We start from the raw sequence: 22,845 nt of genomic DNA, 5'->3' as shown, positions 1-22,845 counted from the left end.
GGAGTATGGACCATGAAGAAGACGATAACCGGAGCCGCCGCGGCGCTGGTGATTGGGGCGCTGCCCGCACTGGCGGCGGACGAGGTGAAGCTGCAACTGAAATGGGTGACGCAGGCGCAGTTCGGCGGCTATTACGTGGCGCTGGACAAGGGGTTCTACGAAGAGGAAGGGCTGGATGTCACGATCCTGCCGGGCGGGCCGGACATCGCGCCGCCGCAGGTGATCGCGGGCGGCGGCGCCGACGTGGTCGTCGAATGGATGCCGGCGGCGCTGGCGGCGCGGGAGAAGGGGCTGCCGCTGGTCAATATCGCGCAGCCGTTCAAGAGTTCCGGCATGATGCTGACCTGCTGGTCGGACGTGGGCATCGGGAAGCCCGAGGATTTCCCCGGCCACACCCTGGGGGTCTGGTTTTCCGGCAACGAATTCCCGTTCCTGAGCTGGATGAACACCCTGGGCGTTCCGACGGACGGCAGCGATGCGGGCGTCACGGTGATGAAGCAGGGTTTCAATGTCGATCCGCTGCTGCAGCGGCAGGCGGACTGCATTTCCACCATGACCTACAATGAATACGGCCAGGTTCTGGATGCGGGGGTTTCGGCGGATGAGCTGATCACCTTCAAATACGAGGACCAGGGCGTGGCGACGCTGGAGGACGGGCTCTATGTGCTGGAGGAGAACCTTCAGGATCCGGCCTTTGTCGACAAGATGACCCGCTTCGTGCGGGCCAGCATGAAGGGCTGGAAATACGCCGAGGAGAACCCGGAGGAAGCGGCGGGGATCGTGCTCGACAACGATGCCAGCGGTGCGCAGACCGAAGCGCATCAGGTGCGGATGATGGGCGAGATCGCCAAGCTGACCGCGGGCAGCAATGGCGCGCTGGACCCGGCGGATTACGAGCGCACGGTGGCGACGCTGCTGGCGGGCGGATCGGACCCGGTGATCACCAAGGCGCCGGACGGGGCCTGGACCCATGCGATCAGCGACGCAGCGTTGAACTGAGCGGCTTCACGGTGTCACGGAAGCGCGGCGCGGTCCCTTTCGGGGCCGCGTTTTTTCATGCCGGATCCTGCGGCGGTTTGTCCGGTTTGATGGGATGACAGTCCGCGCGTTATGTGACAATCTTCGCGAAACTTCCAGAGTTTGGGAAAAATCCAGAAATTATGCAGGGTTTCGCGCAAGAATTCACCATGGCGATGGGTTTGATTCTGTCAGGCGATCCGGAGTTGTGGGCGATCGTGTTACTGTCTTTACGAGTTTCGCTGATGGCGGTTCTGATCGCCGCCGCCATCGGCATGCCGATGGGCGCGGCGCTTGCCGTGGGGCGGTTTCCGGGGCGGCGGGTGGCGATCGTGCTGCTCAATGCGCTGATGGGGCTGCCGCCGGTGGTCGTCGGGCTGATGGTCTATCTGATGCTGTCCAGGTCCGGGCCGCTGGGGGTGCTGGAGCTGCTTTACACGCCGACGGCGATGATCGTCGCGCAGGTGGTTCTGGTGACGCCGATCATCGCGGCGCTGACCCGGCAGACGGTCGAGATGCTGGATGCGGAATATGCCGAACAGCTGCGCAGTCTCGGCGTGTCGCGGCTGGCGTCGGTGCCGACGCTGCTCTGGGACGGGCGGGTGGCGCTGCTGACCGCGCTGCTGGCCGGGTTCGGCCGCGCCATCGCCGAGGTCGGGGCGGTGATCATGGTCGGGGGCAACATCAACCATGTGACGCGGGTGATGACGACGACCATCGCGCTGGAAACCTCCAAGGGCAACCTGGCGCTGGCGCTGGCGCTGGGGACGATCCTGATCGGGATCGCCATCGGCGTCACGGGGACGGTCAGCCTGCTGGGCGCGCGCAACGGCCAGCAGGAGATGCGCCATGCGTGACCTGCCGATCCTGGAAAGCCATGACCGGCCGTTCCTGCGGGCCGAGGACCTGGTGATCACGCGCAACGGGCGGCGCCTGCTGGATGTGGCGGACCTGGCCCTGGGCGGCACCGGACCGACACTGTTCCTGGGTCCGAACGGTGCGGGCAAGAGCCTCTTGCTGCGCTGCCTGCACGGGCTGATCGTGGCGGACCGGGGGCGGGTGACTCAGGACGGCCAGCCCATCGGCGCGGAACAGCGCAGGCGCCAGGCGATGGTGTTCCAGACTCCGGTGCTGCTGCGCCGGTCGGTGGCGGCCAACCTGGACTATGTGCTGAAGCGGCGCGGGCTGGCGCGCGGCGCGCGGCGGGCGCGGATCGCGGGTTTGCTGGAGGAGGGCGGGTTGTCCGGCAAGGACCGGCAGGCCGCGCGCAGCCTGTCCGGCGGCGAGGCGCAGCGGCTGGCGATCCTGCGGGCGCTGGCCTGCGACCCGGAGATCCTGTTCCTGGACGAGCCGACCAGCGCGCTGGACCCGGCGGCGACGCAGGATATCGAAACGATGATCCTGCGGGCGGCCCGGCGCGGCACGCGGATCGTGATGATCACCCATGACATCGGGCAGGCGCGGCGGCTGGCCCATGACATCGTGCTGATGCAGGGCGGGACGGTGGCCGAGTCCGGCCCGGCCCACGATTTCTTCGATGACCCCCAGAGCCAGGCCGGACGCCGGTTCCTGGCGGGGGGGCTGGTTTTGTAATCCCTTGAACATGGAGTAGCGGGAATGATCGGAACATGGATCCGGGCGGCGGTGCTGTCGCTGGGCGTGGGCGTCACGGCGGTGGCGGCAGAGGATTTCATCGTGGTGCAGTCCACGACATCGACCCAGAATTCGGGCCTGCTGGATGCGATTCTGCCCGAGTTCAGGAGTGAGACGGGAATCGAGGTGCGGGTGGTCGCGGTCGGCACCGGGCAGGCGATCAAGAACGCCATGAACGGCGACGGCGACGTGCTGCTGGTGCATGCGAAACCGGCCGAGGAACAATTCGTGGCCGATGGCTGGGGCGTGCAGCGCTATGACGTGATGTACAACGATTTCGTGCTGATCGGACCGGAAGCCAACCCGGCCGGGGTCGGCGGTCAGGACGTGGAGGCGGCGCTGGCGAAGATCGCCGAGGCTCAGGCCCCGTTCGCGTCCCGCGGCGATGACAGCGGCACCCACAAGGCCGAGTTGCGGCACTGGTCCTCCGCCGGGGTGGATGTGGCGGCGGCCTCGGGCACCTGGTATCGCGAAACCGGCTCCGGCATGGGGGCGACGCTGAACGCGGCGGCCGGAATGGGCGCCTATGTGCTGAGTGACCGCGCCACCTGGATCGCCTTCGGCAACAAGGACGGGATGAAGATCCTCGTGGAAGGCGATCCGAAGCTGTTCAACCAGTATGGGGTGATTCTGGTCAATCCGGAGAAGCATCCGGGGGTGAAGGCGCCGCAGGGGCAGATCTTTATCGACTGGCTGACCGGGCCGAAGGGGCAGGCGGCGATTGCCGATTTCAAGCTGGACGGCCAGCAGCTGTTCTTTCCGAACGCGCAGTAGCCGCCGTTCTCAGTCGCTGGCGCCATTGTGGTGGATGGTGCCGAGACCGGAAAGATCGTAGCCCGGCAGTTCGGCGGCGCGCGCCGCGCAGGCGTCCGACGCAAGGAAGGCCATCAGTTTCTGCATCGGCGGGTCGAACCAGGCCCGCCGCCATACCGCCAGGTCGAACCGTTCGACGGTGAGCGGCACGAAGGTCAGACCGTAAAGACGCGCCAGCGCGCCGAGGCCGAAGCCGGCCTCGGCCTTGCCGTCATGCAGGGCGATGGCCAGCTCTTCCTCGGTGCGGGCGCGGGTCGGCAGGGCCGAGATGTCGTCGCGGGTCAGCCCGGCGGTTTCGAGCTGGGTTTCGAATTCGCGCTGGCTGGCGGCGCTGTCCTGGCGCAGCACGACCCGGCGGCCGGTCAGGTCGGCGATGCCCGCGATGTCGCTCAGGCCGGGGGCCAGCAGCAGGCCGCGCTGGCGGCGGGCGATTTCCACCAGCACCACGGGCGCTTCCCCCAGGGTTTCGCGCAGGGTGTCGCGGTTCCAGCCGTCCGGTTCGCGGATGTGCAGGCCCGCCGCCTGGGCGCTGCGCGCCGCCAGCCGGTCCAGCCCGTCATAGGAGCCGTCATAGAAACTCGCCAGCCCGGAGCGGCTTTCGCGCAGGGCCCAGTCCAGCAGCGGGTCGTGGCTGCCGGCGAGGATCGGCGGCAGCGGCGGGGCGGCAACGTTCGGGCCGCTGCGCGAGGCGGCGAGCCAGGCGGTGATGTCGGCGCGCGGGAACAGCAGCTTGCCCACCGCCCGCACGCAGGGCACTTCGCCCGAGGCGGCGAGGTCGTAGACCTTGCGTTCGCCGATCCGCAGCAGATCGGCCAGTTCGCGGGTGGTCAGGTAGTCGGGCACGCCTAGTCCAGTCGCACGTTAGCGGGGTCGCTGGCCCGGTCCGCGGCGGAAAAGCCAAGCTCGCCCAGCCCGTACCACGCGACGACGGAAATCGCGATCATCGCGGCGAAGGCGGTCCACATGGCTTTCATCGGGTCTTCTCCTCAACGGTACTGGTGGCCTGCCGCAGAAATTCGATCAGGTCAACACGATCGTCCGGGCTGGTGATGCGCTGCATCGGCATCTTGCTGCCCGGTATATAGTGGTCCGGGCCGAGATCGAACAGCGCGTCGATGGTCGCTTCGGTCCAGACGATGTCAGACCCGGCGAGCGTGTCGGAATAGAGATAGTCGGGCACCATGCCCGCGGGACGCCCGAACAGCTTGTGCAGGGTCGGCCCGGCGCGCCGCGCGCTGCCCGGCGTCAGGCTGTGGCAGATCGAGCATTTGCGCTGGAACTGGCGTTCGCCGTTTTCCATTTCGGCGGGGTCGCGCAGGAAGCTGCGTTCGCCCGTGGTCATCTGCCGGTGTTCGTCCAGCGTCGCCACCGGCCAGCTGTACATCGCGTCGTCCAGACCGGCGGCATGGATGTTCCGACCGTCGGCGGAAAAGGCCAGCGCCCAGACCGGGCCGCGCAGGGTGGCGCGGAAATCGCGGGCGATCCGCCAGTCGCGCGTGTCGATCACCATGATGTAGCCTTCGCCGTCGCCGACCGCGAGCTGGCCGCCGTCCGGCGACAGGGCAAGCGCCAGGATCGGGCGGCGGTCGAGGGTGAAATCGGTGATCCGGGCGCCGGTTTCGGCGTCGATCACGCGGGTGACGCCATCGACCGCGCCATAGGCGAGCCATCCGGCGCCGGGGTTCAGCACGATCCGGTTGATGCCGAACCCGTGGCGCAGAAGCTGCTGGATCTCGGTGCCGGTGGTGACATCCCAGAGCCTGAGCGTGCCATCGCTGCCGGCGGAATAGAGGCGGCGGCCATCGGCGGAAAAGGCGACGGCGTTGACGCCCGACGTGTGCCCGGTGAGCCGCCGGGGCGCGCCGCCGTCCAGCGGCCACAGCCCGATGCTGCCGTCCCAGCTGGCGGAGGCGATCAGGTCCGGTGTGGCGGCGAGATCCATGACCTTGCCCTTGTGGGTTCCGATCACGTCGCCGCCCGGCCAGCGGCGCAGGGTGAAATCGGCGCCGGCGGAATACAGCTTGTCCCCGGCGAAGAGCACCGCGTTGACGGCGGCCTCGTGACCGTCCTGCCAGTCCGGGCGTCCGTCGGTCCACAGGCCCACGGAATTGTCGAAGCTCGCGGTGGCGATCCGCCCGTCCGGGGCCACGGCGATGTCCATGACCGGGCCGCCGTGACCCTTGAGGGTGAAGAAATCCTGCGCGGCCGCGACCGGCGGGACGAGCAGCAACAGCAGGGCCAGGGCCGGACGCATGGCTATTCGGCGGGGGTCGCCGATCCGGCGGCGGCCTGTTTTTCCTCGACTTCCCTGACCCAGAGACCGTGGTGTTCGCGCGCCCATTGTTCTTCGACCTCGCCCGTTCCCATGGCGTCGAACGCGCCTTCCATGCCGACGCTGCCGAGATAGATATGCGCGAAGATCATCGCCATGAAAACGAAGGCGACGATGGCATGCCAGAGCTGGGCGAACTGCATTTCCTCGTGCGGGGCGAGCTGTTCGGGCAGGGGGGCGAAGCCAAACCAGCCCGGCACGCCGATGTCGTTAACGACGGCGAAGGTCTTGGCGAACATCGGCAGTTCGAAGGGAAACAGCAGCGACAGGCCCGAGACGCTGATCGACAGGCCGAGGACGACGCATCCCCAGAAGATCATCTTCTGGCCGGCGTTGAACTTTCTCGCCGGAGGGTGGACGTTCTTGGAAAACAGCCCGCCGCCGACCGCGAGCCATTTCAGGTCGTGCCGGTTGGGAATGTTGTGGAGCGTCCAGTTCAGGATCACGATGAGCAGGCCGAGCATGAAGGCCCAGGCGATGTTGTTGTGAATCCACTTGGAGGCCACGGCGACGGTGGAGAACGCCTGGTGGCCGAAGACCGGGATCAGCACCGTGCGACCGAAGAGGGTGATCAGGCCGGTCGCTGCGAGCACCAGGAAGCTGCCGGCGAACAGCCAGTGTCCGAAGCGTTCAAACGGAGTGAAGCGCAGGATCGTGCGGCCGGTTTTCGGCCCGTCGATGCGGATCTTGCCGCGCAGCAGGTAGAACAGCGCCAGCGCCACCAGCGTGCCGCCGAGCAGCCAGGCGCCGTAGGTGGCCAGCGGTCCCTTGCGGACCTGGAGCCACCACATGCCGCCGTCCTGGATCAGCACGCCCGCCGCCGGGCTGCTGCTGGTGGTGGTCACATCGGCGGTGCCGTACCGCAGGGCGCGGAAGACCTCGCTGTCGGATGCGCCCCCCAGCGTGCCGAGCTGTGCCGCGATGGCGGCGGCATTGCCGCCGTCATTGCCCTGCGCGCGATGGGACAGGTCCACCTTTTCGCCCCGCTGGCGGGCCATGATGTCTTCGAGGGTCGTGGCCCCGCCGGTGGCGGCGCGCGGGCCTTCAGCCTCGGGCGAGGCCGTGGATTGCGCCAGCGCGGCGAAAGAAAAGGTCAGCGTCAGGATCAGTGCAAGCAGTGCGCGCAGCATGTGGTCAGGCCCCAGTCAAACAGGAAATGGGACGGCCCGACATGGCAGGCCGTCCCGGAAGCGGGTGGTCAGGGCGGTGTCAGCCGTCCTGTTTGCCGTAGGCGCTGCCCCAGCCCCAGGCGCCGGAGCCGAAGCCGCGGGCGACGACGCGTTCGCGGTAGATCGCGGACACGACATCGCCGTCACCGGCCAGCAGCGCCTTGGTCGAGCACATCTCGGCGCAGATCGGCAGCTTGCCTTCCGCGATTCGGTTGCGGCCGTATTTGGCGAATTCGGCGGTGGAGTGGTTTTCTTCCGGGCCGCCGGCGCAGAAGGTGCATTTGTCCATCTTGCCCCGGCTGCCGAAGTTGCCCGCCTGCGGATATTGCGGCGCGCCGAAGGGGCAGGCGTAGAAGCAATAGCCGCAGCCGATGCACAGATCCTTGCTGTGCAGCACCACGCCTTCCTCGTTCTGGTAGAAACAGTCGGTCGGGCAGACCGCCATGCAGGGCGCATCGGAGCAATGCATGCAGGCCACCGAGATCGACCGTTCGCCGGGGCTGCCGTCGTTGATGGTCACCACCCGGCGGCGGTTGATGCCCCAGGGCACCTCGTGTTCGTTCTTGCAGGCCGTCACACAGGCATTGCATTCGATGCAGCGTTCTGCGTCGCAAAGAAACTTCGCTCTTGCCATTGGTCGTCCTCCCTTACGCTGCCCAGATCTTGCAGAGAGTGGCTTTGGTCTCCTGCATCTGGGTTACTGAATCATAGCCATAGGTCTGCGCGGTGTTGGAACTTTCGCCCAGAACGTAGGGATCGGCGCCGGCGGGATACTTGTCGCGCCGGTCTTCGCCCTGGAAGTGGCCGCCGAAGTGGAAGGGCATGAAGGCCACGCCCGAATTCACCCGTTCCGTGACCAGGGCCATGACCAGGACCTTGCCGCCTTCGGGGCCTTCGACCCAGACCTGCCCGCCGTCGCGGATGCCGAGGTTGTTGGCGTCGCGCGGATTGATCTCGACGAACATGTTCTGCTGCAATTCCGCCAGCCAGGGGTTGGACCGGGTTTCCTCGCCGCCGCCTTCGTATTCCACCAGGCGCCCCGAGGTCAGGATGATCGGGTAGTCCGCCGAGAAATCCTGATCCTGGATCGACTTGTACATCGTCGGCACCCGCCAGAACTTCTTGTCGTCATAGGTGGGATAGTCGGCCACCAGATCCCGGCGGTTGGTGTAGAGCGGTTCGCGGTGCAGCGGCACCGGGTCCGGGAAGGTCCAGACCACGGCGCGGGCCTTGGCGTTGCCGTAGGGGGCGCAGCCATGCTGGATCGCCACCCGCTGGATGCCGCCCGAGAGGTCGGTCTTCCAGTTGACGCCTCCCACCTTGTCCGGCGCGCCCGCGACGGCCTCGATGGAGGCGCGCTCCTCGGCGGTCAGGTCGCCGTCCCAGCCCAGGTCCATCAGCATCTGCATGGTGAATTCGGGATATCCGTCCTGGATTTCCGAACCCACGGGGTAGACGCCTTCGGCCAGCAGGTTGTCGCCGTCCCGTTCGACCCCGAAGCGGGCGCGGAAGCCCATGCCGCCTTCGGCCACCGGGATCGAGATGTCATAGAGATTGGCCGAACCCGGATGGTTTATCTCGGCGGTGCCCCAGCAGGGCCAGGGCAGGCCGTAGGTGTCGCCATCCGCCGGTCCGCCCAGCGCCCGCAGCGAGGTGCGGTCGAACGTGTGCTGGTTGGCCATGTGCAGCTTCAGCCGCTCTGGCGACTGGCCGGTGTAGCCGATCGTCCACATGCCGCGGTTGAATTCGCGGGTGATGTCTTCGACGTTGGGTTCCTCCCCATCCATCGCGATGTTGCGGAACAGGCGGTCGTCGAAGCCGAACTTCTTGGCGAACTTGGCCATGATCGTGTGATCGGGCAGGCTTTCGAACAGCGGCGCCATGATCTGGTCGCGCCATTGCAGCGACCGGTTGGAGGCCGTGACCGAGCCGCGCGTCTCGAACTGGGTGCTGGCCGGCAGCAGGTAGACGCCGTCGGTCCGGTCTTGCAGCACCGCCGAAACCGTCGGGAACGGATCGACCACGACCAGCATGTCGAGTTTTTCCATCGCCGTCTTCATCTCGGTCATCCGGGTCTGCGAGTTGGGCGCGTGACCCCAGAGCACCATGGCGCGGGTGTTGGCGGGCTGGTCGAGGTTCTCGGGCGCCTCGAGCACGCCGTCGATCCAGCGGCTGACCGGAATCCCGTTGAGATTCATCATCTTGGTGTCGCCGAAACTCGCGTCTGAGAAACGGCCCTTGAGCCAGTCGAGATCTTCTTCCCAGACCCGTGCCCAATGCGCCCAGGACCCGTCGCTGAGCCCGTAATAGCCGGGCAGAGTGTCGGCCAGGACGCCGAGATCGGTCGCGCCCTGCACGTTGTCATGGCCGCGGAAGATGTTGGTGCCGCCGCCGGCGGTTCCCATGTTCCCCAGCGCCAGCTGGAGCACGCAATAGGCGCGGGTGTTGTTGTTGCCGTTGGTGTGCTGCGTGCCGCCCATGCACCAGATCACGGTGCCGGGGCGGTTGTTGGCCAGGGTGCGCGCGACGCGCCGGAGCTGGCTGCCCGGCGTGCCGGTGACGCGCTCGGTTTCCTCGGGGGTCCACCTGGCCACCTCGGTCTTGATCTCGTCCATGCCCCAGACGCGGGTGCGGATGAACTCCTTGTCTTCCCAGCCGTTCTCGAAGATGTGCCAGAGAATGCCCCAGATCAGCGCCACGTCGGTGCCGGGACGGAAGCGGACGTATTCGTCCGCATGGGCCGCGGTGCGGGTGAAGCGCGGATCGCAGACGATCACCGGCGCGTTGTTCTGTTCCTTGGTCTTCAGCAGGTGCAGCAGGGACACCGGATGCGCCTCGGCCGGGTTGCCGCCGATGATGAAGACCGCCTTGGAATTGTGGATGTCGTTGTAGCTGTTGGTCATGGCGCCGTAGCCCCATGTGTTCGCAACGCCCGCGACGGTGGTCGAATGGCAGATCCGCGCCTGGTGGTCGACGTTGTTGGTGCCCCAGTAGGCGGCGAACTTGCGGAACAGGTAGGACTGTTCGTTGCTGTGCTTGGCGGAGCCGAGCCAGTAGACGCTGTCAGGTCCGCTTTCCTCGCGGATCGTCAGCATCTGGTCGCCGATCTCGTCGATGGCCTGGTCCCAGCTGATGCGCTTCCATTCGCCGCCTTCCTTCTTCATCGGATACTTCAGGCGGCGTTCGCCATGGGCGTGTTCGCGCACCGCAGCCCCCTTGGCGCAATGGGAGCCGAGGTTGAACGGGCTGTCCCAGCCGGGTTCCTGGCCGGTCCAGACGCCGTTCTGCACTTCGGCGATGACGGTGCAGCCCACGGAGCAGTGGGTGCAGACGGATTTCACGGTTTCCACCGCGGCCGCCGCGGCGGTCTGGGCGCTGGCCGGGGAGACGGTGCCCCCGGTTGCGCCGATCGCGGCCAGGCCGCCGATGGCAAGGCCGGATCCGCGCAGGAACGCGCGGCGGTCGACGGTTTTTGCGGCGACTTCGGACAGGATGCCGGTCCGCTGAGAGCGACGCGCAACCCCGTTGGTCTTTTTCCTAAGCATGTTTCGTTTCCTTCCGTGCTGGCCGGGACGAGCCGGCTGGCTGGGTGAGTTTCGACTTCCGGGGTCAGGGCGTCACGCAACCGTCGTCCGGGGTTGACTGCGTCCGGGGGTCAGAACCGGGCGGAGTCCAGATAGGCGCGGGTGTGCGCGGTGTCCTGCATGCGGGTCTCGTCCACCGGCAGCGCGGCGGCTTCGGCCTCGGTCCCGCCGAGGGCGGCGGCGGCCACGGCAGCGGGGGCCGCGGTGCCGGCCAGTTTCAGGAAATCGCGGCGACTGGTGCCTTCATCCTGTTTCTTGCTCATCGGATGTCTCCTTTGTCCGTTTCGCAGTATACCTTGAAAAACAAGGCGTTGATTGGCGAAGTCAATCCGCCGTCATTCGAAAGCCCTCGCGTTCGATCTCCATGAACGTCCGTCCGGCGGCGCCGACGGAAGCATAAAGGACCGAACTGGCGGCGGCTTCCAGATCCGTGAAGAAATGCCCGGCCCAGGGGCCGATGTGGCGCGACCAGAAGGTTTTCTGGTCCGCCAGCGGAGCGGGGCGGCCGAACCGGCCGACGATCATGCCGGCCATCATCTCCATCAGGCTGGCGATATTGTCTTCGGGGTCATAGACATTGGCGGCGCGGGCGATGCCGCGGGCGGCCATGTCGCCGCGCAGTTGCGCCAGCGGTTTCTCGTTCAGGAATCCGGTCAGGTAGTAGCTGGCGTAGGGCAGAAGCTCGCCGCGCCCGAGGCCGATGAACAGCGCGTTGAATTCGCGTTCGGCGGCGGCGGGTTTCGTGACCCTGGCGACACGGGCCATGCCCTGGATCGCCTTGCCGAATTCGGTGTCGTCGCCGCGCAGCCCGGCCATCTGGTCCAGCCTCAGCTGGTCCGGCGGACCGGCGAGCAGCAGGCCGAGGAAATTGTAGAAATCCGCGCGCAGGCGGTCCTCTGGCGTGATGTCGGTGGCGATGTCTGCAGTCTGGGTCATCTATGTCCTCCGGGCGTCCGGGCCGAAATCGAACCGCATCCGGCGCGGGACCGGGGCGGCCGGTTGTTCGTCCTCTGCCGGGCGGTCGTCGTCGAATGCCACGGCGTCGTCATCGTTCAAGGCCGGCGCCGCGTCGTCCTGCGGCGGTTCGGATTCCCTGGCGTCCAGGGGGGGGGTGGGAACAGTGGCCGCGTTGTCCCGTTCGGCGGCCTGCCGGGCCATTTCCTCCACATGGGCGAGCAGGCCCTTGCCGACCTGGTAGGTGGTCTGGAGCGTTTCGCCAGCGGTGGCGTGGATAGTGTAATCCTCGCCGTAATCCACCAGTCCGTCGAGATTGGCCAGCACCGGGTTCAGCCGCCACAGGCGGCGCAGCGCCCGGTTGCGCAGGCGGACCGGGACGGCCTTGGACATGAAGCCGCGAATGTCGTCGCCCATGGCCAGGAGATCCGGATCCGGGAGGTCGAGTTCGGCCAGGATCTCGGCATCGCTGCGCTCCTCCGCCTCGGCCTGTTCCGCCTTGGCCAATCGGGCGGCGGCGGCCCGCGTCTCGGCGTCCTGCTCGGCGCGCACGGCGGCGCGGCGGTCGGACCAGAAATCGCGCGTCCGGGTCATGTCATCACCCGTTTGGGCGCGCGGAACACGTCGGACTGCTGCCGGATCCGGGCGTCGCCCCGGCCGTCCTCGACCAGGTCGACGCGTATCCGGTCGCGCCGCCGCTTGATGAATTCTTCCTGTTCGTGGTTCCGCACCGCGAAGTCGCGCACCCAGGCGACCAGCCCCTGCGGCATCGGCACCTTCTCGACGATGTCGTCGCCGTTGTCGCAATAGTCCTGGCTTTCATACGGCGAGGCGGTCGCCAGCACGACATCCAGCGGGCGGCTGTCGTCCGGCCCCTTGCGCATCACCACGTAGATCGACGGGACCTGATCGGCGAGGTTGACCATGTAGGCTTCGGTTTCCACCGCCCAGAGCGTCAGGGGCAGGGTGGCCGCATGATATTCCACGGCTTCGCCTTCCCGGCGCAATTCCTGCCAGTCGGCCGGTCCGGCGCCGGGCAGCACCGCGACGGCGGTCCAGTTCCATTTGGCCCAGCGGGTGACACCGGGCACTTTTCGGACCACGACCCCAAGGGGCATGGTGATTTTCAGACCTACCGTGTGAGCCACGTATCCTCCCCAGCGGTTTTCCTGAAACCCGCCGCTGCAAGAAACTATGGGACAGAAAACACGGTTCGCCAAGAGTTTTCGGAACGGAGTTGTATCGTTTGGCGGACCGGAGCCCCGGATTCCGTTGGCCCCGGCGATGCGGCGCTGGCGGAAACAATCGGCGGGCGGCGAAAAACATGCGGCTTAGTTGCGCCTTTTTGGCGTCGGCGGCATTGATCGGCGAGGGGAGTCGCGCGACCTGCGGGCTTTACCTTGCCGGGACCTGTGCCTAGGGTGCCTGCGCAGCGTCCGGCCAGCGGACGGTGCGAGGGGGGAAGGAACGATGGTCAAATCCTTGATATTGTGCGATTGCATGGGCAGCCAGGCGATCGATGCGGACCGGATCGGCGGTGCCGCCGGGCTGGCCTGTTCCCGCGTGCACAGCGCCCTGTGCACCACCCAGATCGAATCCGCCGCCCAAGCGATCGGGGCGGGCGACGCGATCATCGCCTGCCAGCAGGAACGCGCCCGGTTCGAGGAACTGGCGGCGGAACTGGACCTGCCGGTGCCGGGTTTCGTCGACCTGCGCGACCGGGCCGGGTGGTCCGATCAGGGCGCGGCGGCGGCGGCGAAGATGGCGGCGCTCGCCGCCGAGGCGCTGATCCCGGCGGTCCCGGTGCGCAGCCTCGACGTGGTGTCCGAAGGGGTCTGTTTCGTCTTCGGGCCGGGCGCGGCGGTTCTGCCGCTGGCGGCGCTGCTGGCGGATACGCTGGCGGTGACGGCGCTGGTCACGGACGATGAGGACGCTCCGCCCGACCGCCGGTTCGACACCGTGCGGGGCCGGATGAAACGGGTGACCGGCGCGCTGGGCGGGTTCGAGGTCGTGATCGACGCCTTGCAGCAGGTCGAGCCGGGCGGGCGCGGCGCCTTCGCGATGACCGCGCCGCGCGATGGCGGGACGTCGCGCTGCGACATGGTGATCGACCTGTCCGGCGGCGTGCCGATGGTGCCGTCGCCGCGCAAGCGCGAAGGCTATCTGCGGGCGGACCCGCGCGACCCGCTGGCGGTGCAGCGGATCGCCATCGAGGCGATGCAGCTTGTCGGCACTTTCGAGAAGCCGCTCTATGTGGGGATAGAGGAGAGCCTCTGCGCCCATTCCCGCGCCGGGCAGGCCGGGTGCAGCAAGTGCCTGGATATCTGCCCGACGGGGGCGATCACGCCGGCCGGCGACAATGTTACCATCGATCCGATGATCTGCGCGGGCTGCGGCAGTTGCGCGGCGCTGTGCCCCTCGGGCGCGATCACCTATGACGACCCGCCGGTGGCGCATCTGGTGCAGCGCATGCAGGTGCTGGCCGAGGCGTTCCGCGCCGCCGGCGGCGCCGCGCCGCGCCTGTTGGTGCATGACGCGCACGGGGCGGAGATGATCCGGCTGGCGGCGCGTTTCGGCCGGGGGCTACCCGCCGATGTGATCCCGCTGGAGCTGGAGGTGATTTCCGGCTTCGGCCATGCGGAGATGCTGGCGGCCCTGGCGCATGGCTTCGCCGCCGTCACCGTCCTGCTGGCCCCGACGACCGAACGCGACGCTTTGCATCGCGAACTGGCGCTGGCCGGGGCCATCGCCGGGCCGGGGCGGCTGGCGCTGCTGGATGAAGCCGATCCGGACCGGATGAGCGATGCGCTCTATGACGCTGAAACCATGCCGCCTTTGCAGGACCGGGTGCTGCCGATGGGCAGCCGCCGCCAGATCGCGCGGCTGTCGGCGCGGGCGCTCAACCCGCAGGCCGAAGCGCCGCTGCCCCTGCCGGAGGGCGCGCCCTATGGCGCGGTTCTGGTGGATACGGACGCCTGCACCCTGTGCCTGTCCTGCGTGTCCCTATGCCCGTCCGGCGCGTTGATCGACAATCCGGACATGCCGCAGTTGCGGTTTCAGGAGGACGCCTGTCTGCAATGCGGCATTTGCGCGACGATCTGCCCGGAAACCGCGATCACGCTCAGGCCGCAGTTCGACCTGAGCGACGCGGCGCTCGGCCAGCGGGTGCTGAACGAGGAGGAACCCTTCGCCTGCGTTGAGTGCGGGGCGCTGTTCGGCGTCCGCTCCACCGTGGAGCGGATCATGGAAAAGCTCGCGGGCAGCCATCCGATGTTCGCCAGTTCGGACCAGGCCCGGATGATCCAGATGTGCGACGATTGCCGCGTCAAGTCGCAGTTCGCCCGCGGCGACAACCCGTTCCAGGGCGGCGAGAGGCCGCGCGTGCGCACCAGCGAGGATTACTTTTCCGAGCGCAAGGATCACTGAGTTTGCAGCGGCGCCCCCAGGTCGGCGGCGTCGGTCGCCGCGACGAAGGCCAGGATCGCGTCGAGATCCTGAAGCGTCATCCGCACCGGCGCGATGGGCGGCGGGCGTTCCGGGTCGAACGGCGGCGTCACCTCGGCGATCTGGGTGAAGGCGGCATGCGGGTTGCGGACATAGAATTGCCGGAACCGGTCGGTCCAGTCCGCAAGGCTGCGCAGCACCGCGAAGGACGGGGTCGATCCCAGCCCCTTCATGCGGTTCTGTGCGCCGACCACATGGCAGCGGCCGCAATGGGCCAGCGACAGGGCGGCGCCGCGCGCGGCGTTGCCGTCGAACTCCTCCGCCTCCTCGGTTTCGACGGTCTCGAATCTGGCGGAAAACGGCTCTCCGGAGTCCGGCTGAAAGCTCTCGATGGTGTTCTTTCCGATGTCCGACAGCATCCAGTCGCGGAACCGGATCTGGTCCTTGCCGTCCTCGATGCGCAGGAAATAGGTGGTGCCGGCACGCCGGAACACCGCGACGCCCGGTTCCTGCGTCGCCAGCCGCATCGGACCGGCGGGGTTCACGGTGACGCGAACCGACGTCTTGAGCGAGAAGCGCGGAAGAATGTGTTTCAGAAGGCCGCTCGCCAGGACGGGCTCCGGCGCGGCCAGGCCCAGGGCCTGCCGGGCGATGGCGGGGCTGGCGTTCAGCAGCAGAGTCAGGCAAACAAGCAACACACGCATCCTGTCAGGTTAGAAGGGCCGGGCCGGCTGCGTCAAACGGATTGAAATCGGAGGAAGACGAGAAATGAGCGATGACTTCAACATGTCGATGCGCAAATTCCTGAAACAGGTCGGCGTGACCAGCCAGCAGGCGATCGAGGAAGGCCTGCGCAAGGCGGGCGACACCGCGGGCAAGTCCTATGAAGCGAAGGTGGTCCTGACGATCGACGGGCTGGACATCGACCATGTGGTGACAGGCACCATAAAGGGAAACAGCTAGAACATGGCGACGCGGGACGCCGTCCTGGCCGAACTGAAGAAGATAGCCGATCCGGCGAGCGGGCAGGACATCGTGGCCGCCGGTCTGCTGCGGGCGCTGACGGTGGAAGACGGATCGGTGCGGTTCGTGCTGGAAATCGATCCGTCGCGGGCGCAGGCGATGGAGCCGGTCCGGGCCGAAGCGGAATCGCGGGTCCGGGCGCTGGACGGGGTTGCCAGAGTGTCGGCGATGATGACCGCGCATTCCCAGAAAGCCCCGCCGCCAGACCTGAAGCCGGCGCGGAAGGCCGAACCGCAGGGGCCGCAGAAGGTGCCCGGCGTGGACAGGGTCATCGCCATCGCCAGCGGCAAGGGCGGCGTCGGCAAGTCCACGGTCGCCGCCAATCTCGCCTGCGCGCTGGCCGCGGAAGGCCGCCGGGTCGGTCTTCTGGACGCGGATGTCTACGGGCCGAGCCAGCCGCGGATGCTGGGGGTGTCCGGGCGTCCCGCCAGCCCCGATGGCAAGACCATCCTGCCGATGCGCAACCACGGGGTCACGATGATGTCGCTGGGGCTGATGACCAACGAAGACCAGGCGGTCGTCTGGCGCGGCCCGATGCTGATGGGCGCGCTTCAGCAGATGATGATGCAGGTGCAGTGGGGCGCGCTCGACGTGCTGCTGGTCGACCTGCCGCCCGGCACCGGCGACGTGCAGCTGACCCTGACGCAGAAATTCGCCGTCGATGGCGCGATCATCGTCAGCACGCCGCAGGACGTCGCGCTGCTGGATGCGCGCAAGGGCATCGACATGTTCAACCAGATGAAGACGCCGATCATCGGCATGATCGAGAACATGTCCACGCATATCTGTTCCAACTGCGGCCATGAAGAGCATGTGTTCGGGCATGGCGGCGTGGTGGCCGAGGCCGAAAAGCTGGGCGTGCCGCTGCTGTCGGAAATCCCCCTGCATCTGGACATCCGCCTCGCTGCGGATGGCGGCGCGCCGATCGTGGTCAGCAAGCCCGGCAGCCCGCAGGCGGAGGCCTTCCGCCATGTGGCGCGCAACCTGATCGCCAAAGGCCTCGCGTGAGCGACGCGCCGACCTTTCCGCCGCTTCTGGCCGGAGAGCCGGTGACGGGCCGCGACGATCCGTTCGACAGGGCCTGCGCCCTGGCGGCGCTGGGCTGCGATGGCGGCACCGTCGTCTACAACGTGCAGGCCGACCGGCTGCGCGCCGCGCTTGTCGTGGCGCCGGAGGTCCCGCTGGAGGACGCGATGACGATGCAGGTGGTCTGCGGCATCGGGTTCCAGAACGCGCTGGGCGCGCTGGCGCCGCCCGAAGTGGCCGTTCACCTGACCTGGGACGGCGAGATCCGGGTGAACGGCGCGGCCTGCGGGCGGATCGCGGTGGCCGGGCCGCCCACCGCTGCCGACGCGGTGCCCGACTGGATGGTCGTCGGCCTGGACGTCGTGCTGATCCAGACCCGCAGTGATCCGGGTGAAACCCCGAACGTGACCGCGCTTTTCGAAGAAGGCTGCGCCGATGTCGGCGCGGTTGCGCTGCTGGAAAGCTGGGCGCGGCACAGCCTGCTCTGGATCAACCGCTGGGAAGAGGACGGCAACGCGCCCCTGCACGCGGAATGGAGGGGGATTGTCCAGGGGATCGGCGATCCGGTGACGCGGGGCGGCCTGTCGGGCCGTTTTCTCGGCGTGGATGACCGTTTTGGCATGCTCATCCGGGATGATACCACGACCCATCTGGTGCCGATGAGCACCCTGCTGGAGACAAGACCATGAAGCTGGCCCGCGCGATCCATTTCGATGAAAGCGATCGGAACGTGTTTCACTCTCCGGCTCGCACCGGGGAATGGTGCATTTCCGGCGGGTTCGAGTTTTCCAACTGGACCGAGGCCGACCTGACCGGCAAGGCGCGGCAGGCCTTTGCCAATGGATGGCTCGGCGTCGAAACCTTTGGCCGGGTCACCTTCGTCGCCGTCACCCAGGTCGAACCGGCGGAGGTCGACGCGCTTGGCCAGGCGCTGGCCCGGCATTTCGTCGATCTGTACGGCGCGCCTTCGGCGGAGGCGGCGCTGGGTGTCGCGCGGGACGAAATCGCCCAGATGGCGGATCTCTGCGAAGACCATGATCCCAACACGCTGATCACGGTCGCGCGCGAGCTCACAGGGGCGGGGGTGCGGGAAACCTATCGAACGATCGCGGCGCGGGCCGCCGGGATCGACCAGTTCGCGATTCACGGTTCGCTGGACGAATGACCGCAGGAGCGGCCCGGATCAATCGGTCGCGGCGAAGGTGCCGTAACGGCCGCGCTTGTGAATCAGCCCGTGGCCGGAGCGATGCGCGGCGCGCAGGACCTGGCCGACGATGATCGTGTGATCGCCCGCGCCGTGCAGCGCGCTTTGCCGGCACTCGAACCGGGCGAGACAGCCGTCGAGGATCGGCACGCCCTCGTCGTTCGGCCGCCAGAGGACGGGCGCGAAATCCAGCCCGCTGCGCGCGAAATGCAGGGCAAGCTGCTTCTGGTCGTCGGCGAGGATGTGGATCGCGTAATGGGCGGCGTCGGCGAAGGCCGGGTAGCGCTGCGAGCGCTTTGACGCGCACCACAGGACCATCGGAGGGTCGAGGGAGACGGAGGCGAAGGAATTGGCCGTCATGGCCAGCGGCCCGTCCGGCGACATGACCGTGATCACCGTGATCCCGGTTCCGAAACAGCCCAGGGCATCGCGATAGGCGCGCTGCGTGTCGGGGCCGGGAATGACGAGAGTTTCGGACATGATCCTGCGCGTTTGTTGGTCTGGTGCGCTCGGTGCCACGCCGGGCCTGTTTTGTCCATGATCTGCGGGTTTGTCCAGCATAGTCTGTCCTGTCTGCCAAGACTGGTCAGATAAGGCCTTCCTCCCGCGGAGCAAGGGGTCAGTTCAGATCTTCCAGCAGCCGGCCGTGCTTGCGGGTCTCGGCGATCACGTCGCCGAAGGTCTTCATCCCGCGCGCCTGCAACATCGGCAGCATCTTGCAGAGCACCTCTGCGGTGGCCTGCGCGTCGCCCAGGGCCGTATGGCGCAGCTCCGCGGGGATGGTGACGCCGAGCCGGCCGCACAGGGCGTCCAGCGTATGCGTCTCGGATGCGCCGAAGACCACGGCGGACACCAGCACCGTGTCCAGGATCGGATGATCCCAGGCGACGCCCATCGCGGTGGCGTGACGGCGCAGGAACGCCATGTCGAACGGGGCGTTATGGGCCACGATGACGGAATCCCGCGCGAACTGGTGAAACAGTCGCCCTGCCTCGTTGATACCGGGCGCTCCGGCGACCATGGCGTTGCTGACCTTGTGAACCCTGGTGGACGCCGCCGGAATCGGTATGCCCGGATCGACCAGCGTGTCCAGAACCTCGCCTGGAATGATGCGCCCGCGCAGGACGCGCACGGCGCCGATCTGCACGATTTCGTCCTTGTGCGGCAGAAGGCCCGTGGTCTCGGTGTCGAAGACGACGAAACAGAGATCCGCCAGCGGCCGGTCCTCGAAGGCGTCGTCCCCCGGCGTATCGAGAAGATCGAAATCGTAGACCAGGGGCCGCGCCGCATCCGGCGCCATCCGCGCCTCGCTGGCGTCGAAGATCAGCATGTAGCCCGGCGCATGTCCCATCGGTTTCAGGCGGACGTCATAGGTCTGCAGCCCGTCGGCGCTGACCGCCTTGCAGGCCACCTCGGCCCCCGCCGCCAGCAACTCGGCATAGGCGGACTCGATCTCCGCGGGTTGCAGGTATTCGAACAGCGACGCCTGCAGCCGCGGATGCGTGACCTGCGCCAGCACGGCGGCGGCCTGTCCGTCATAAAGCACGATACGGTGCGCGGGGTTGAGGATCACCATCGCCATCGGGATCTGCGTCAGCAGGGCGGTCAGCCGGTCCCTTTCCGCCGACAGCCGCGCGGTTTGCGTCGCCACGGCTTCGGCGGTCATCATGGTGGAGTCGCTCAACTGTCCGGCCACCGCCTGCGCCGCCGGGGCCAGATCCCCGAGATAGCGCGCCGCGCTCAGGTCCATGTTGCCGGTCACGCCGGCATGGGCGCGGGCGCGCATTTCGGCGGCGAGCCGGTCGATCGGCTTGGCGATGTTCTCGTCAAACAGCAGCCAGACGCCGGCGATCATCCCGAGCAGGGCGAAACCGCTCAGGAGGCCGGAAAACACGAAGGCGTTGAGCATGTCCGGGTCGTCCGCCCGCTGATACCCGACGACCAGGGCGCCGGTGGTCACCGCCAGGCCGCCCAGGGCCAGCAGGCAGAAAAAGAGAAAGATCCGCAGGCGAAGGCTCAGCCGCGTCAGCATCACGACACCCCGCAGGCCGACGCCAGAACCGCATCCCGGTCATCGACATGCACCCAGTCCGGGTCGATGACCTGCCCGCTGTCGTCAAACGTTGCGCCGTCGATGAGGGTGGCCATCCGCCCCTCTGCGCAGTCAAAGAGGACCGGCACCCGTTTCAGAGGCGCCCAGCGGCCGAAGAAATACAGATCGGCCATCCGCTGATCCGGCAGGTCCGCATGGCGCCGGACCGACAGGGAATCCACCGCCACGAACCGGTCCACATAGGGCACCACATAGGTCCAGGGCTGATAGAAACGCGCCTTCTCGATGGATTGCGCGACAAAGACGCCTTCCGGCAGGGTGGCGGTCGTTCGATCGAACCAGCTGTATTCCATGAACACCGTCATCGACAGCATCCCGAAACCTGCCGCCACCGGCGCGGACCAGCGCGGCAGGCGGCCACCGGTGAGCCGGTTGACCAGCATCACCATGCCCGCCAGCGCAACCCCGGCAAAGATCGTTCCGATCAGTTCCAGAAACATCGCCGCTCCTCCCTCCGGGACCGGCCGGCGAACCGCGCCCCTGTCTTCATCTTTGCCCAAATACTCCCGCCGGAGGCTCCCTCACGCTCCGCCGGGAGGGACGTCAACTCAACATGCCACGGCCATGACCGATCGCCGACTGCATGGTCTTGACCACCACGAAGGCGTCGCGCAGATGGCTGCGCTCGAAATCCGACAACTGGCCTGGGGCCAGGAAATTGTCCGGTCTTTCTCCGGCATTGACCAGGGCGACCTGGTGCTCCAGGCGCGTTTCAGCGATCAGGTCGTAGGCATCCAGCAGATCGCGCCCCCCCGATTGCGACACCACGCCGGCGGCTTGCCCGGCGACCAGCCGGGCGCGGGTGTTCACTTCGTTCAGACGGCCCTGCAGCGCGTAGATCCGCCCCAGGTCGACCACCGGCACCACGCCGTTCAGCTTCAGGTCCAGCGTGTTGCGGTGCTCGCCCGAGCGGATCGTGGCAAAGCCGCGCAGCAGCCCCAGCGGCGGCGTGTGCTTCAGCGAATTGCTGATCATATGCGCCACGAAGATCGAATTCGCGCTGGCGGCTTTCAGGGTGGTTTTCTGCAACTGGCCGAACAGCGAGGTGTCGCCGCCGATCGGGCGCAGGTCGAACATCACGCTGGCCAGCATCTGCGCCTCGGGATTTGGCTTGGCGATCCAGCCGTCGAAATACTGTTTCCACACCCGCACCGGCTGACACCAGCGCGGGTTGGTCGCCATCATGTCGCCGGGGCAGTAGAAATAGCCGCAGGCGTCCAGCCCGCCCGTGACGTATTTCGCGAGGTCGGCGAAATACGGCATCTGGTCCTCGGTGACCGCATCGTCGAGAAACAGGCAATTGTCCTGATCGGACACGCCGGTCTGTTCCTGCCGGCCCTGAGATCCGCAGGCGAGCCAGAGATAGGGAACCGGAGGCGGGCCGAATTCGGCCTCCGCCAGTCTGAGCAGGCGCCGGGTGACCGTATCGGCGATGTCGGTGATCAGCCGGGTCACGACCTCGTGCCGGTTGCCGCCGGCGACGAGCTGCACCAGGAGCCGGGGGATCTCGGCGGTGACCTTCGCCATCTGTTCGGCCGTATCGGCGCGCGCGATGGCGCTGACCATTTCCGCCGAACTGACGGCCTGAAAACGGGTCAGGTCGGTCTGGGTGACGATGCCGACCAGCTTGCGGCCCTTCACGATCGGAATATGGCCGATGCGGTTTTCCATCATCGCGTGCAGCACGTCCGAGCCGATGGAGGAGGACGACAGGGTCAGCGGCGCCGGCGTCATCACCTGCGACACGGGGGTCGTCGCGGGCCGGCCCTCGGCCAGCACCTTGCCGGACAGGTCGCGCGTCGTCAGGATCCCGACCAGCCCGGCGTCATCGACGACGCAGAGCGAAGAAATGCGGTGTTCCCGCATCAGCCGCGCGGCGTCCTGCGCGTTGGTCTGCCCGGAACAGGTCACCGGATTGGCGGCCATGAAGCTCTCGACCCGGCTGGTCGCCAGATCGCTGCCGCGGCGGGCTTCGCTGCGCCGGCGGTCAAAGAACTTCGCCACCCGGGGCTGGGCGTCCATCAAGGCGTCGAAATCCGCCTTGGGCAGCATCAGGAGCATCGCGTCGGCGGTAGCGCGGGCCGAGGTGACAGCGAGGCCGTCCCGCGTCAGGCCCCGTTCGCCAAAGGAATTCCGTGGCCCCAGCAGGGACACGGGGATGTCGTTCTCGTCGCGCACTTCGATTTCGCCGTCGCGCACGAGGTAAAGCCCGTCCAGGACATCGCCGCGCGTGTAGACGGAGTCGCCGGCGGCCAACTGCACGATCCGGAAACGGAGCGCCAGCGCGTCGAGAACCTCGGCTTCGAGACTGTCGTAGGGATGAACCGATGTGAGGAACCGACGAAGATCCTGGGATGAGATGGTCATGGAACACCGGCTGCACAAGGGAAAGCGTCCCGCCCGGTGACTACGGGGCGGGACCGGGGGCGGGGGGGGGGCCCGGGGGGGGGCCCCCCCCGCCCGGGGCGGGGTGCGCGGCCCCCGGGGCCGGGGCCCCCCGCCCCCCGCCGCGG

The 22,845-nt window shown here is 67.5% G+C and carries 24 protein-coding genes; 9 read left to right on the top strand and 15 right to left on the bottom strand.

Features of this window, described 5'->3' with window-relative positions; all coding sequences use genetic code 11:
* Window positions 1–12: 12 nt before the first annotated feature.
* The 4 genes from QO034_RS07750 to QO034_RS07735 all read left to right on the top strand — a co-directional run bounded on the left by QO034_RS07750 (window position 13) and on the right by QO034_RS07735 (window position 3,444).
* Window positions 13–999 (top strand): ABC transporter substrate-binding protein, encoded by a 987-nt coding sequence (locus tag QO034_RS07750; protein WP_284484943.1) that lies wholly within the window; start codon window positions 13–15, stop codon window positions 997–999.
* Between the two features lie 161 nt (window positions 1,000–1,160).
* Window positions 1,161–1,874 (top strand): ABC transporter permease, encoded by a 714-nt coding sequence (locus QO034_RS07745; RefSeq protein ID WP_284484942.1) that lies wholly within the window; start codon window positions 1,161–1,163, stop codon window positions 1,872–1,874.
* Window positions 1,867–2,610 (top strand): ATP-binding cassette domain-containing protein, encoded by a 744-nt coding sequence (locus QO034_RS07740; protein ID WP_284484941.1) that lies wholly within the window; start codon window positions 1,867–1,869, stop codon window positions 2,608–2,610. Before QO034_RS07745 ends, QO034_RS07740 begins: the two co-directional genes overlap by 8 nt.
* A 24-nt stretch (window positions 2,611–2,634) precedes the next feature.
* Window positions 2,635–3,444 (top strand): substrate-binding domain-containing protein, encoded by an 810-nt coding sequence (locus QO034_RS07735; RefSeq protein ID WP_284484940.1) that lies wholly within the window; start codon window positions 2,635–2,637, stop codon window positions 3,442–3,444.
* Between the two features lie 9 nt (window positions 3,445–3,453).
* Here QO034_RS07735 and QO034_RS07730 read toward each other — a convergent pair whose 3' ends face one another.
* The 10 genes from QO034_RS07730 to QO034_RS07685 all read right to left on the bottom strand — a co-directional run bounded on the left by QO034_RS07730 (window position 3,454) and on the right by QO034_RS07685 (window position 12,640).
* The gene (locus QO034_RS07730; RefSeq protein ID WP_284484939.1) at window positions 3,454–4,326 is read right to left on the bottom strand and encodes a helix-turn-helix transcriptional regulator; all 873 of its coding nucleotides are present in this window, start codon (window positions 4,324–4,326) and stop codon (window positions 3,454–3,456) included.
* 2 nt (window positions 4,327–4,328) lie between these two features.
* On the bottom strand, window positions 4,329–4,457 hold the full coding sequence (locus QO034_RS07725; RefSeq protein WP_284484938.1) for a hypothetical protein: 129 nt from the start codon (window positions 4,455–4,457) through the stop codon (window positions 4,329–4,331).
* Window positions 4,454–5,737, bottom strand: coding sequence for a WD40 domain-containing protein (locus QO034_RS07720; RefSeq protein ID WP_284484937.1), 1,284 nt, complete (start codon window positions 5,735–5,737; stop codon window positions 4,454–4,456). The genes QO034_RS07725 and QO034_RS07720 overlap by 4 nt, the downstream gene beginning before the upstream one ends.
* Window positions 5,738–5,739: 2 nt before the next feature.
* Window positions 5,740–6,945, bottom strand: coding sequence for a formate dehydrogenase subunit gamma (locus tag QO034_RS07715; RefSeq protein WP_284484936.1), 1,206 nt, complete (start codon window positions 6,943–6,945; stop codon window positions 5,740–5,742).
* A 79-nt stretch (window positions 6,946–7,024) separates the two neighbouring features.
* On the bottom strand, window positions 7,025–7,618 hold the full coding sequence (gene fdh3B / locus QO034_RS07710) for a formate dehydrogenase FDH3 subunit beta (protein ID WP_284484935.1): 594 nt from the start codon (window positions 7,616–7,618) through the stop codon (window positions 7,025–7,027).
* Window positions 7,619–7,631: 13 nt separating this feature from the next.
* Window positions 7,632–10,529, bottom strand: a complete 2,898-nt coding sequence (locus QO034_RS07705) for a formate dehydrogenase subunit alpha (RefSeq protein ID WP_284484934.1) — start codon at window positions 10,527–10,529, stop codon at window positions 7,632–7,634.
* 110 nt (window positions 10,530–10,639) lie between these two features.
* Window positions 10,640–10,831, bottom strand: coding sequence for a ubiquinol-cytochrome c reductase iron-sulfur subunit N-terminal domain-containing protein (locus QO034_RS07700; RefSeq protein ID WP_284484933.1), 192 nt, complete (start codon window positions 10,829–10,831; stop codon window positions 10,640–10,642).
* A gap of 61 nt (window positions 10,832–10,892) precedes the next feature.
* A complete protein-coding gene (locus QO034_RS07695; protein ID WP_284484932.1) occupies window positions 10,893–11,504 on the bottom strand; it encodes a TorD/DmsD family molecular chaperone in 612 nt (203 codons plus the stop codon).
* Entirely contained in the window at window positions 11,505–12,116 is a 612-nt protein-coding gene (locus QO034_RS07690; RefSeq protein WP_284484931.1) for a DUF3306 domain-containing protein, read from the bottom strand.
* Window positions 12,113–12,640 (bottom strand): DUF3305 domain-containing protein, encoded by a 528-nt coding sequence (locus QO034_RS07685; protein WP_284485105.1) that lies wholly within the window; start codon window positions 12,638–12,640, stop codon window positions 12,113–12,115. The genes QO034_RS07690 and QO034_RS07685 overlap by 4 nt, the downstream gene beginning before the upstream one ends.
* A gap of 352 nt (window positions 12,641–12,992) precedes the next feature.
* Between QO034_RS07685 and QO034_RS07680 the strand changes: the two genes are divergently transcribed.
* Complete coding sequence (locus tag QO034_RS07680; RefSeq protein ID WP_284484930.1) at window positions 12,993–14,948, top strand: 4Fe-4S binding protein; 1,956 nt, start codon at window positions 12,993–12,995, stop codon at window positions 14,946–14,948.
* Here QO034_RS07680 and QO034_RS07675 read toward each other — a convergent pair.
* Window positions 14,942–15,670 (bottom strand): c-type cytochrome, encoded by a 729-nt coding sequence (locus QO034_RS07675; protein ID WP_284484929.1) that lies wholly within the window; start codon window positions 15,668–15,670, stop codon window positions 14,942–14,944. The two genes, QO034_RS07680 and QO034_RS07675, sit on opposite strands and share 7 nt — an antisense overlap.
* A 64-nt stretch (window positions 15,671–15,734) precedes the next feature.
* On the opposite strand from QO034_RS07675, the gene QO034_RS07670 reads away from it, so the two are divergent.
* The 4 genes from QO034_RS07670 to QO034_RS07655 are packed head-to-tail and all read left to right on the top strand — an operon-like array spanning window position 15,735 to window position 18,180.
* Window positions 15,735–15,929 (top strand): DUF6494 family protein, encoded by a 195-nt coding sequence (locus QO034_RS07670; protein ID WP_284484928.1) that lies wholly within the window; start codon window positions 15,735–15,737, stop codon window positions 15,927–15,929.
* Window positions 15,930–15,932: 3 nt separating this feature from the next.
* Window positions 15,933–16,997, top strand: a complete 1,065-nt coding sequence (locus QO034_RS07665; protein ID WP_284484927.1) for an Mrp/NBP35 family ATP-binding protein — start codon at window positions 15,933–15,935, stop codon at window positions 16,995–16,997.
* Complete coding sequence (locus QO034_RS07660) at window positions 16,994–17,704, top strand: biotin/lipoate--protein ligase family protein (RefSeq protein WP_284484926.1); 711 nt, start codon at window positions 16,994–16,996, stop codon at window positions 17,702–17,704. Before QO034_RS07665 ends, QO034_RS07660 begins: the two co-directional genes overlap by 4 nt.
* On the top strand, window positions 17,701–18,180 hold the full coding sequence (locus QO034_RS07655) for a DUF6505 family protein (protein WP_284484925.1): 480 nt from the start codon (window positions 17,701–17,703) through the stop codon (window positions 18,178–18,180). Before QO034_RS07660 ends, QO034_RS07655 begins: the two co-directional genes overlap by 4 nt.
* 18 nt (window positions 18,181–18,198) lie before the next feature.
* On the opposite strand, the gene QO034_RS07650 is transcribed toward QO034_RS07655, so the two are convergent.
* The 4 genes from QO034_RS07650 to QO034_RS07635 form a co-directional block, all read right to left on the bottom strand.
* Entirely contained in the window at window positions 18,199–18,699 is a 501-nt protein-coding gene (locus QO034_RS07650; RefSeq protein WP_284484924.1) for a flavin reductase family protein, read from the bottom strand.
* 139 nt (window positions 18,700–18,838) lie between these two features.
* Window positions 18,839–20,251: a 3'-5' exonuclease gene (locus QO034_RS07645; protein WP_284484923.1), complete on the bottom strand. Its 1,413-nt coding sequence runs from the start codon at window positions 20,249–20,251 to the stop codon at window positions 18,839–18,841.
* Complete coding sequence (locus QO034_RS07640) at window positions 20,251–20,772, bottom strand: hypothetical protein (RefSeq protein ID WP_284484922.1); 522 nt, start codon at window positions 20,770–20,772, stop codon at window positions 20,251–20,253. Before QO034_RS07640 ends, QO034_RS07645 begins: the two co-directional genes overlap by 1 nt.
* Window positions 20,773–20,875: 103 nt before the next feature.
* Window positions 20,876–22,699, bottom strand: a complete 1,824-nt coding sequence (locus QO034_RS07635) for a DUF294 nucleotidyltransferase-like domain-containing protein (RefSeq protein ID WP_284484921.1) — start codon at window positions 22,697–22,699, stop codon at window positions 20,876–20,878.
* Between the last annotated feature and the right edge of the window lie 146 nt (window positions 22,700–22,845).

This window comes from Sedimentitalea xiamensis, assembly GCF_030164465.1.
Lineage (GTDB): Bacteria > Pseudomonadota > Alphaproteobacteria > Rhodobacterales > Rhodobacteraceae > Sedimentitalea > Sedimentitalea xiamensis.
This window is presented reverse-complemented; position numbering and strand designations above follow the sequence as displayed.

Excerpts from the sequence above, each read along its gene's own strand:
- QO034_RS07635 (WP_284484921.1), bottom strand. The coding sequence starts at position 22,699 with ATGACCATCTCATCCCAGGATCTTCGTCGGTTCCTCACATCGGTTCAT.
- QO034_RS07690 (WP_284484931.1), bottom strand. The coding sequence starts at position 12,116 with ATGACCCGGACGCGCGATTTCTGGTCCGACCGCCGCGCCGCCGTGCGC.
- QO034_RS07705 (WP_284484934.1), bottom strand. The coding sequence starts at position 10,529 with ATGCTTAGGAAAAAGACCAACGGGGTTGCGCGTCGCTCTCAGCGGACC.
- QO034_RS07680 (WP_284484930.1), top strand. The coding sequence starts at position 12,993 with ATGGTCAAATCCTTGATATTGTGCGATTGCATGGGCAGCCAGGCGATC.
- QO034_RS07675 (WP_284484929.1), bottom strand. The coding sequence starts at position 15,670 with ATGCGTGTGTTGCTTGTTTGCCTGACTCTGCTGCTGAACGCCAGCCCC.
- fdh3B (WP_284484935.1), bottom strand. The coding sequence starts at position 7,618 with ATGGCAAGAGCGAAGTTTCTTTGCGACGCAGAACGCTGCATCGAATGC.
- QO034_RS07685 (WP_284485105.1), bottom strand. The coding sequence starts at position 12,640 with ATGCCCCTTGGGGTCGTGGTCCGAAAAGTGCCCGGTGTCACCCGCTGG.
- QO034_RS07645 (WP_284484923.1), bottom strand. The coding sequence starts at position 20,251 with ATGCTGACGCGGCTGAGCCTTCGCCTGCGGATCTTTCTCTTTTTCTGC.
- QO034_RS07640 (WP_284484922.1), bottom strand. The coding sequence starts at position 20,772 with ATGTTTCTGGAACTGATCGGAACGATCTTTGCCGGGGTTGCGCTGGCG.
- QO034_RS07650 (WP_284484924.1), bottom strand. The coding sequence starts at position 18,699 with ATGTCCGAAACTCTCGTCATTCCCGGCCCCGACACGCAGCGCGCCTAT.
- QO034_RS07725 (WP_284484938.1), bottom strand. The coding sequence starts at position 4,457 with ATGAAAGCCATGTGGACCGCCTTCGCCGCGATGATCGCGATTTCCGTC.
- QO034_RS07700 (WP_284484933.1), bottom strand. The coding sequence starts at position 10,831 with ATGAGCAAGAAACAGGATGAAGGCACCAGTCGCCGCGATTTCCTGAAA.
- QO034_RS07655 (WP_284484925.1), top strand. The coding sequence starts at position 17,701 with ATGAAGCTGGCCCGCGCGATCCATTTCGATGAAAGCGATCGGAACGTG.
- QO034_RS07715 (WP_284484936.1), bottom strand. The coding sequence starts at position 6,945 with ATGCTGCGCGCACTGCTTGCACTGATCCTGACGCTGACCTTTTCTTTC.
- QO034_RS07745 (WP_284484942.1), top strand. The coding sequence starts at position 1,161 with ATGCAGGGTTTCGCGCAAGAATTCACCATGGCGATGGGTTTGATTCTG.
- QO034_RS07735 (WP_284484940.1), top strand. The coding sequence starts at position 2,635 with ATGATCGGAACATGGATCCGGGCGGCGGTGCTGTCGCTGGGCGTGGGC.
- QO034_RS07750 (WP_284484943.1), top strand. The coding sequence starts at position 13 with ATGAAGAAGACGATAACCGGAGCCGCCGCGGCGCTGGTGATTGGGGCG.
- QO034_RS07665 (WP_284484927.1), top strand. The coding sequence starts at position 15,933 with ATGGCGACGCGGGACGCCGTCCTGGCCGAACTGAAGAAGATAGCCGAT.
- QO034_RS07720 (WP_284484937.1), bottom strand. The coding sequence starts at position 5,737 with ATGCGTCCGGCCCTGGCCCTGCTGTTGCTGCTCGTCCCGCCGGTCGCG.
- QO034_RS07695 (WP_284484932.1), bottom strand. The coding sequence starts at position 11,504 with ATGACCCAGACTGCAGACATCGCCACCGACATCACGCCAGAGGACCGC.
- QO034_RS07670 (WP_284484928.1), top strand. The coding sequence starts at position 15,735 with ATGAGCGATGACTTCAACATGTCGATGCGCAAATTCCTGAAACAGGTC.
- QO034_RS07740 (WP_284484941.1), top strand. The coding sequence starts at position 1,867 with ATGCGTGACCTGCCGATCCTGGAAAGCCATGACCGGCCGTTCCTGCGG.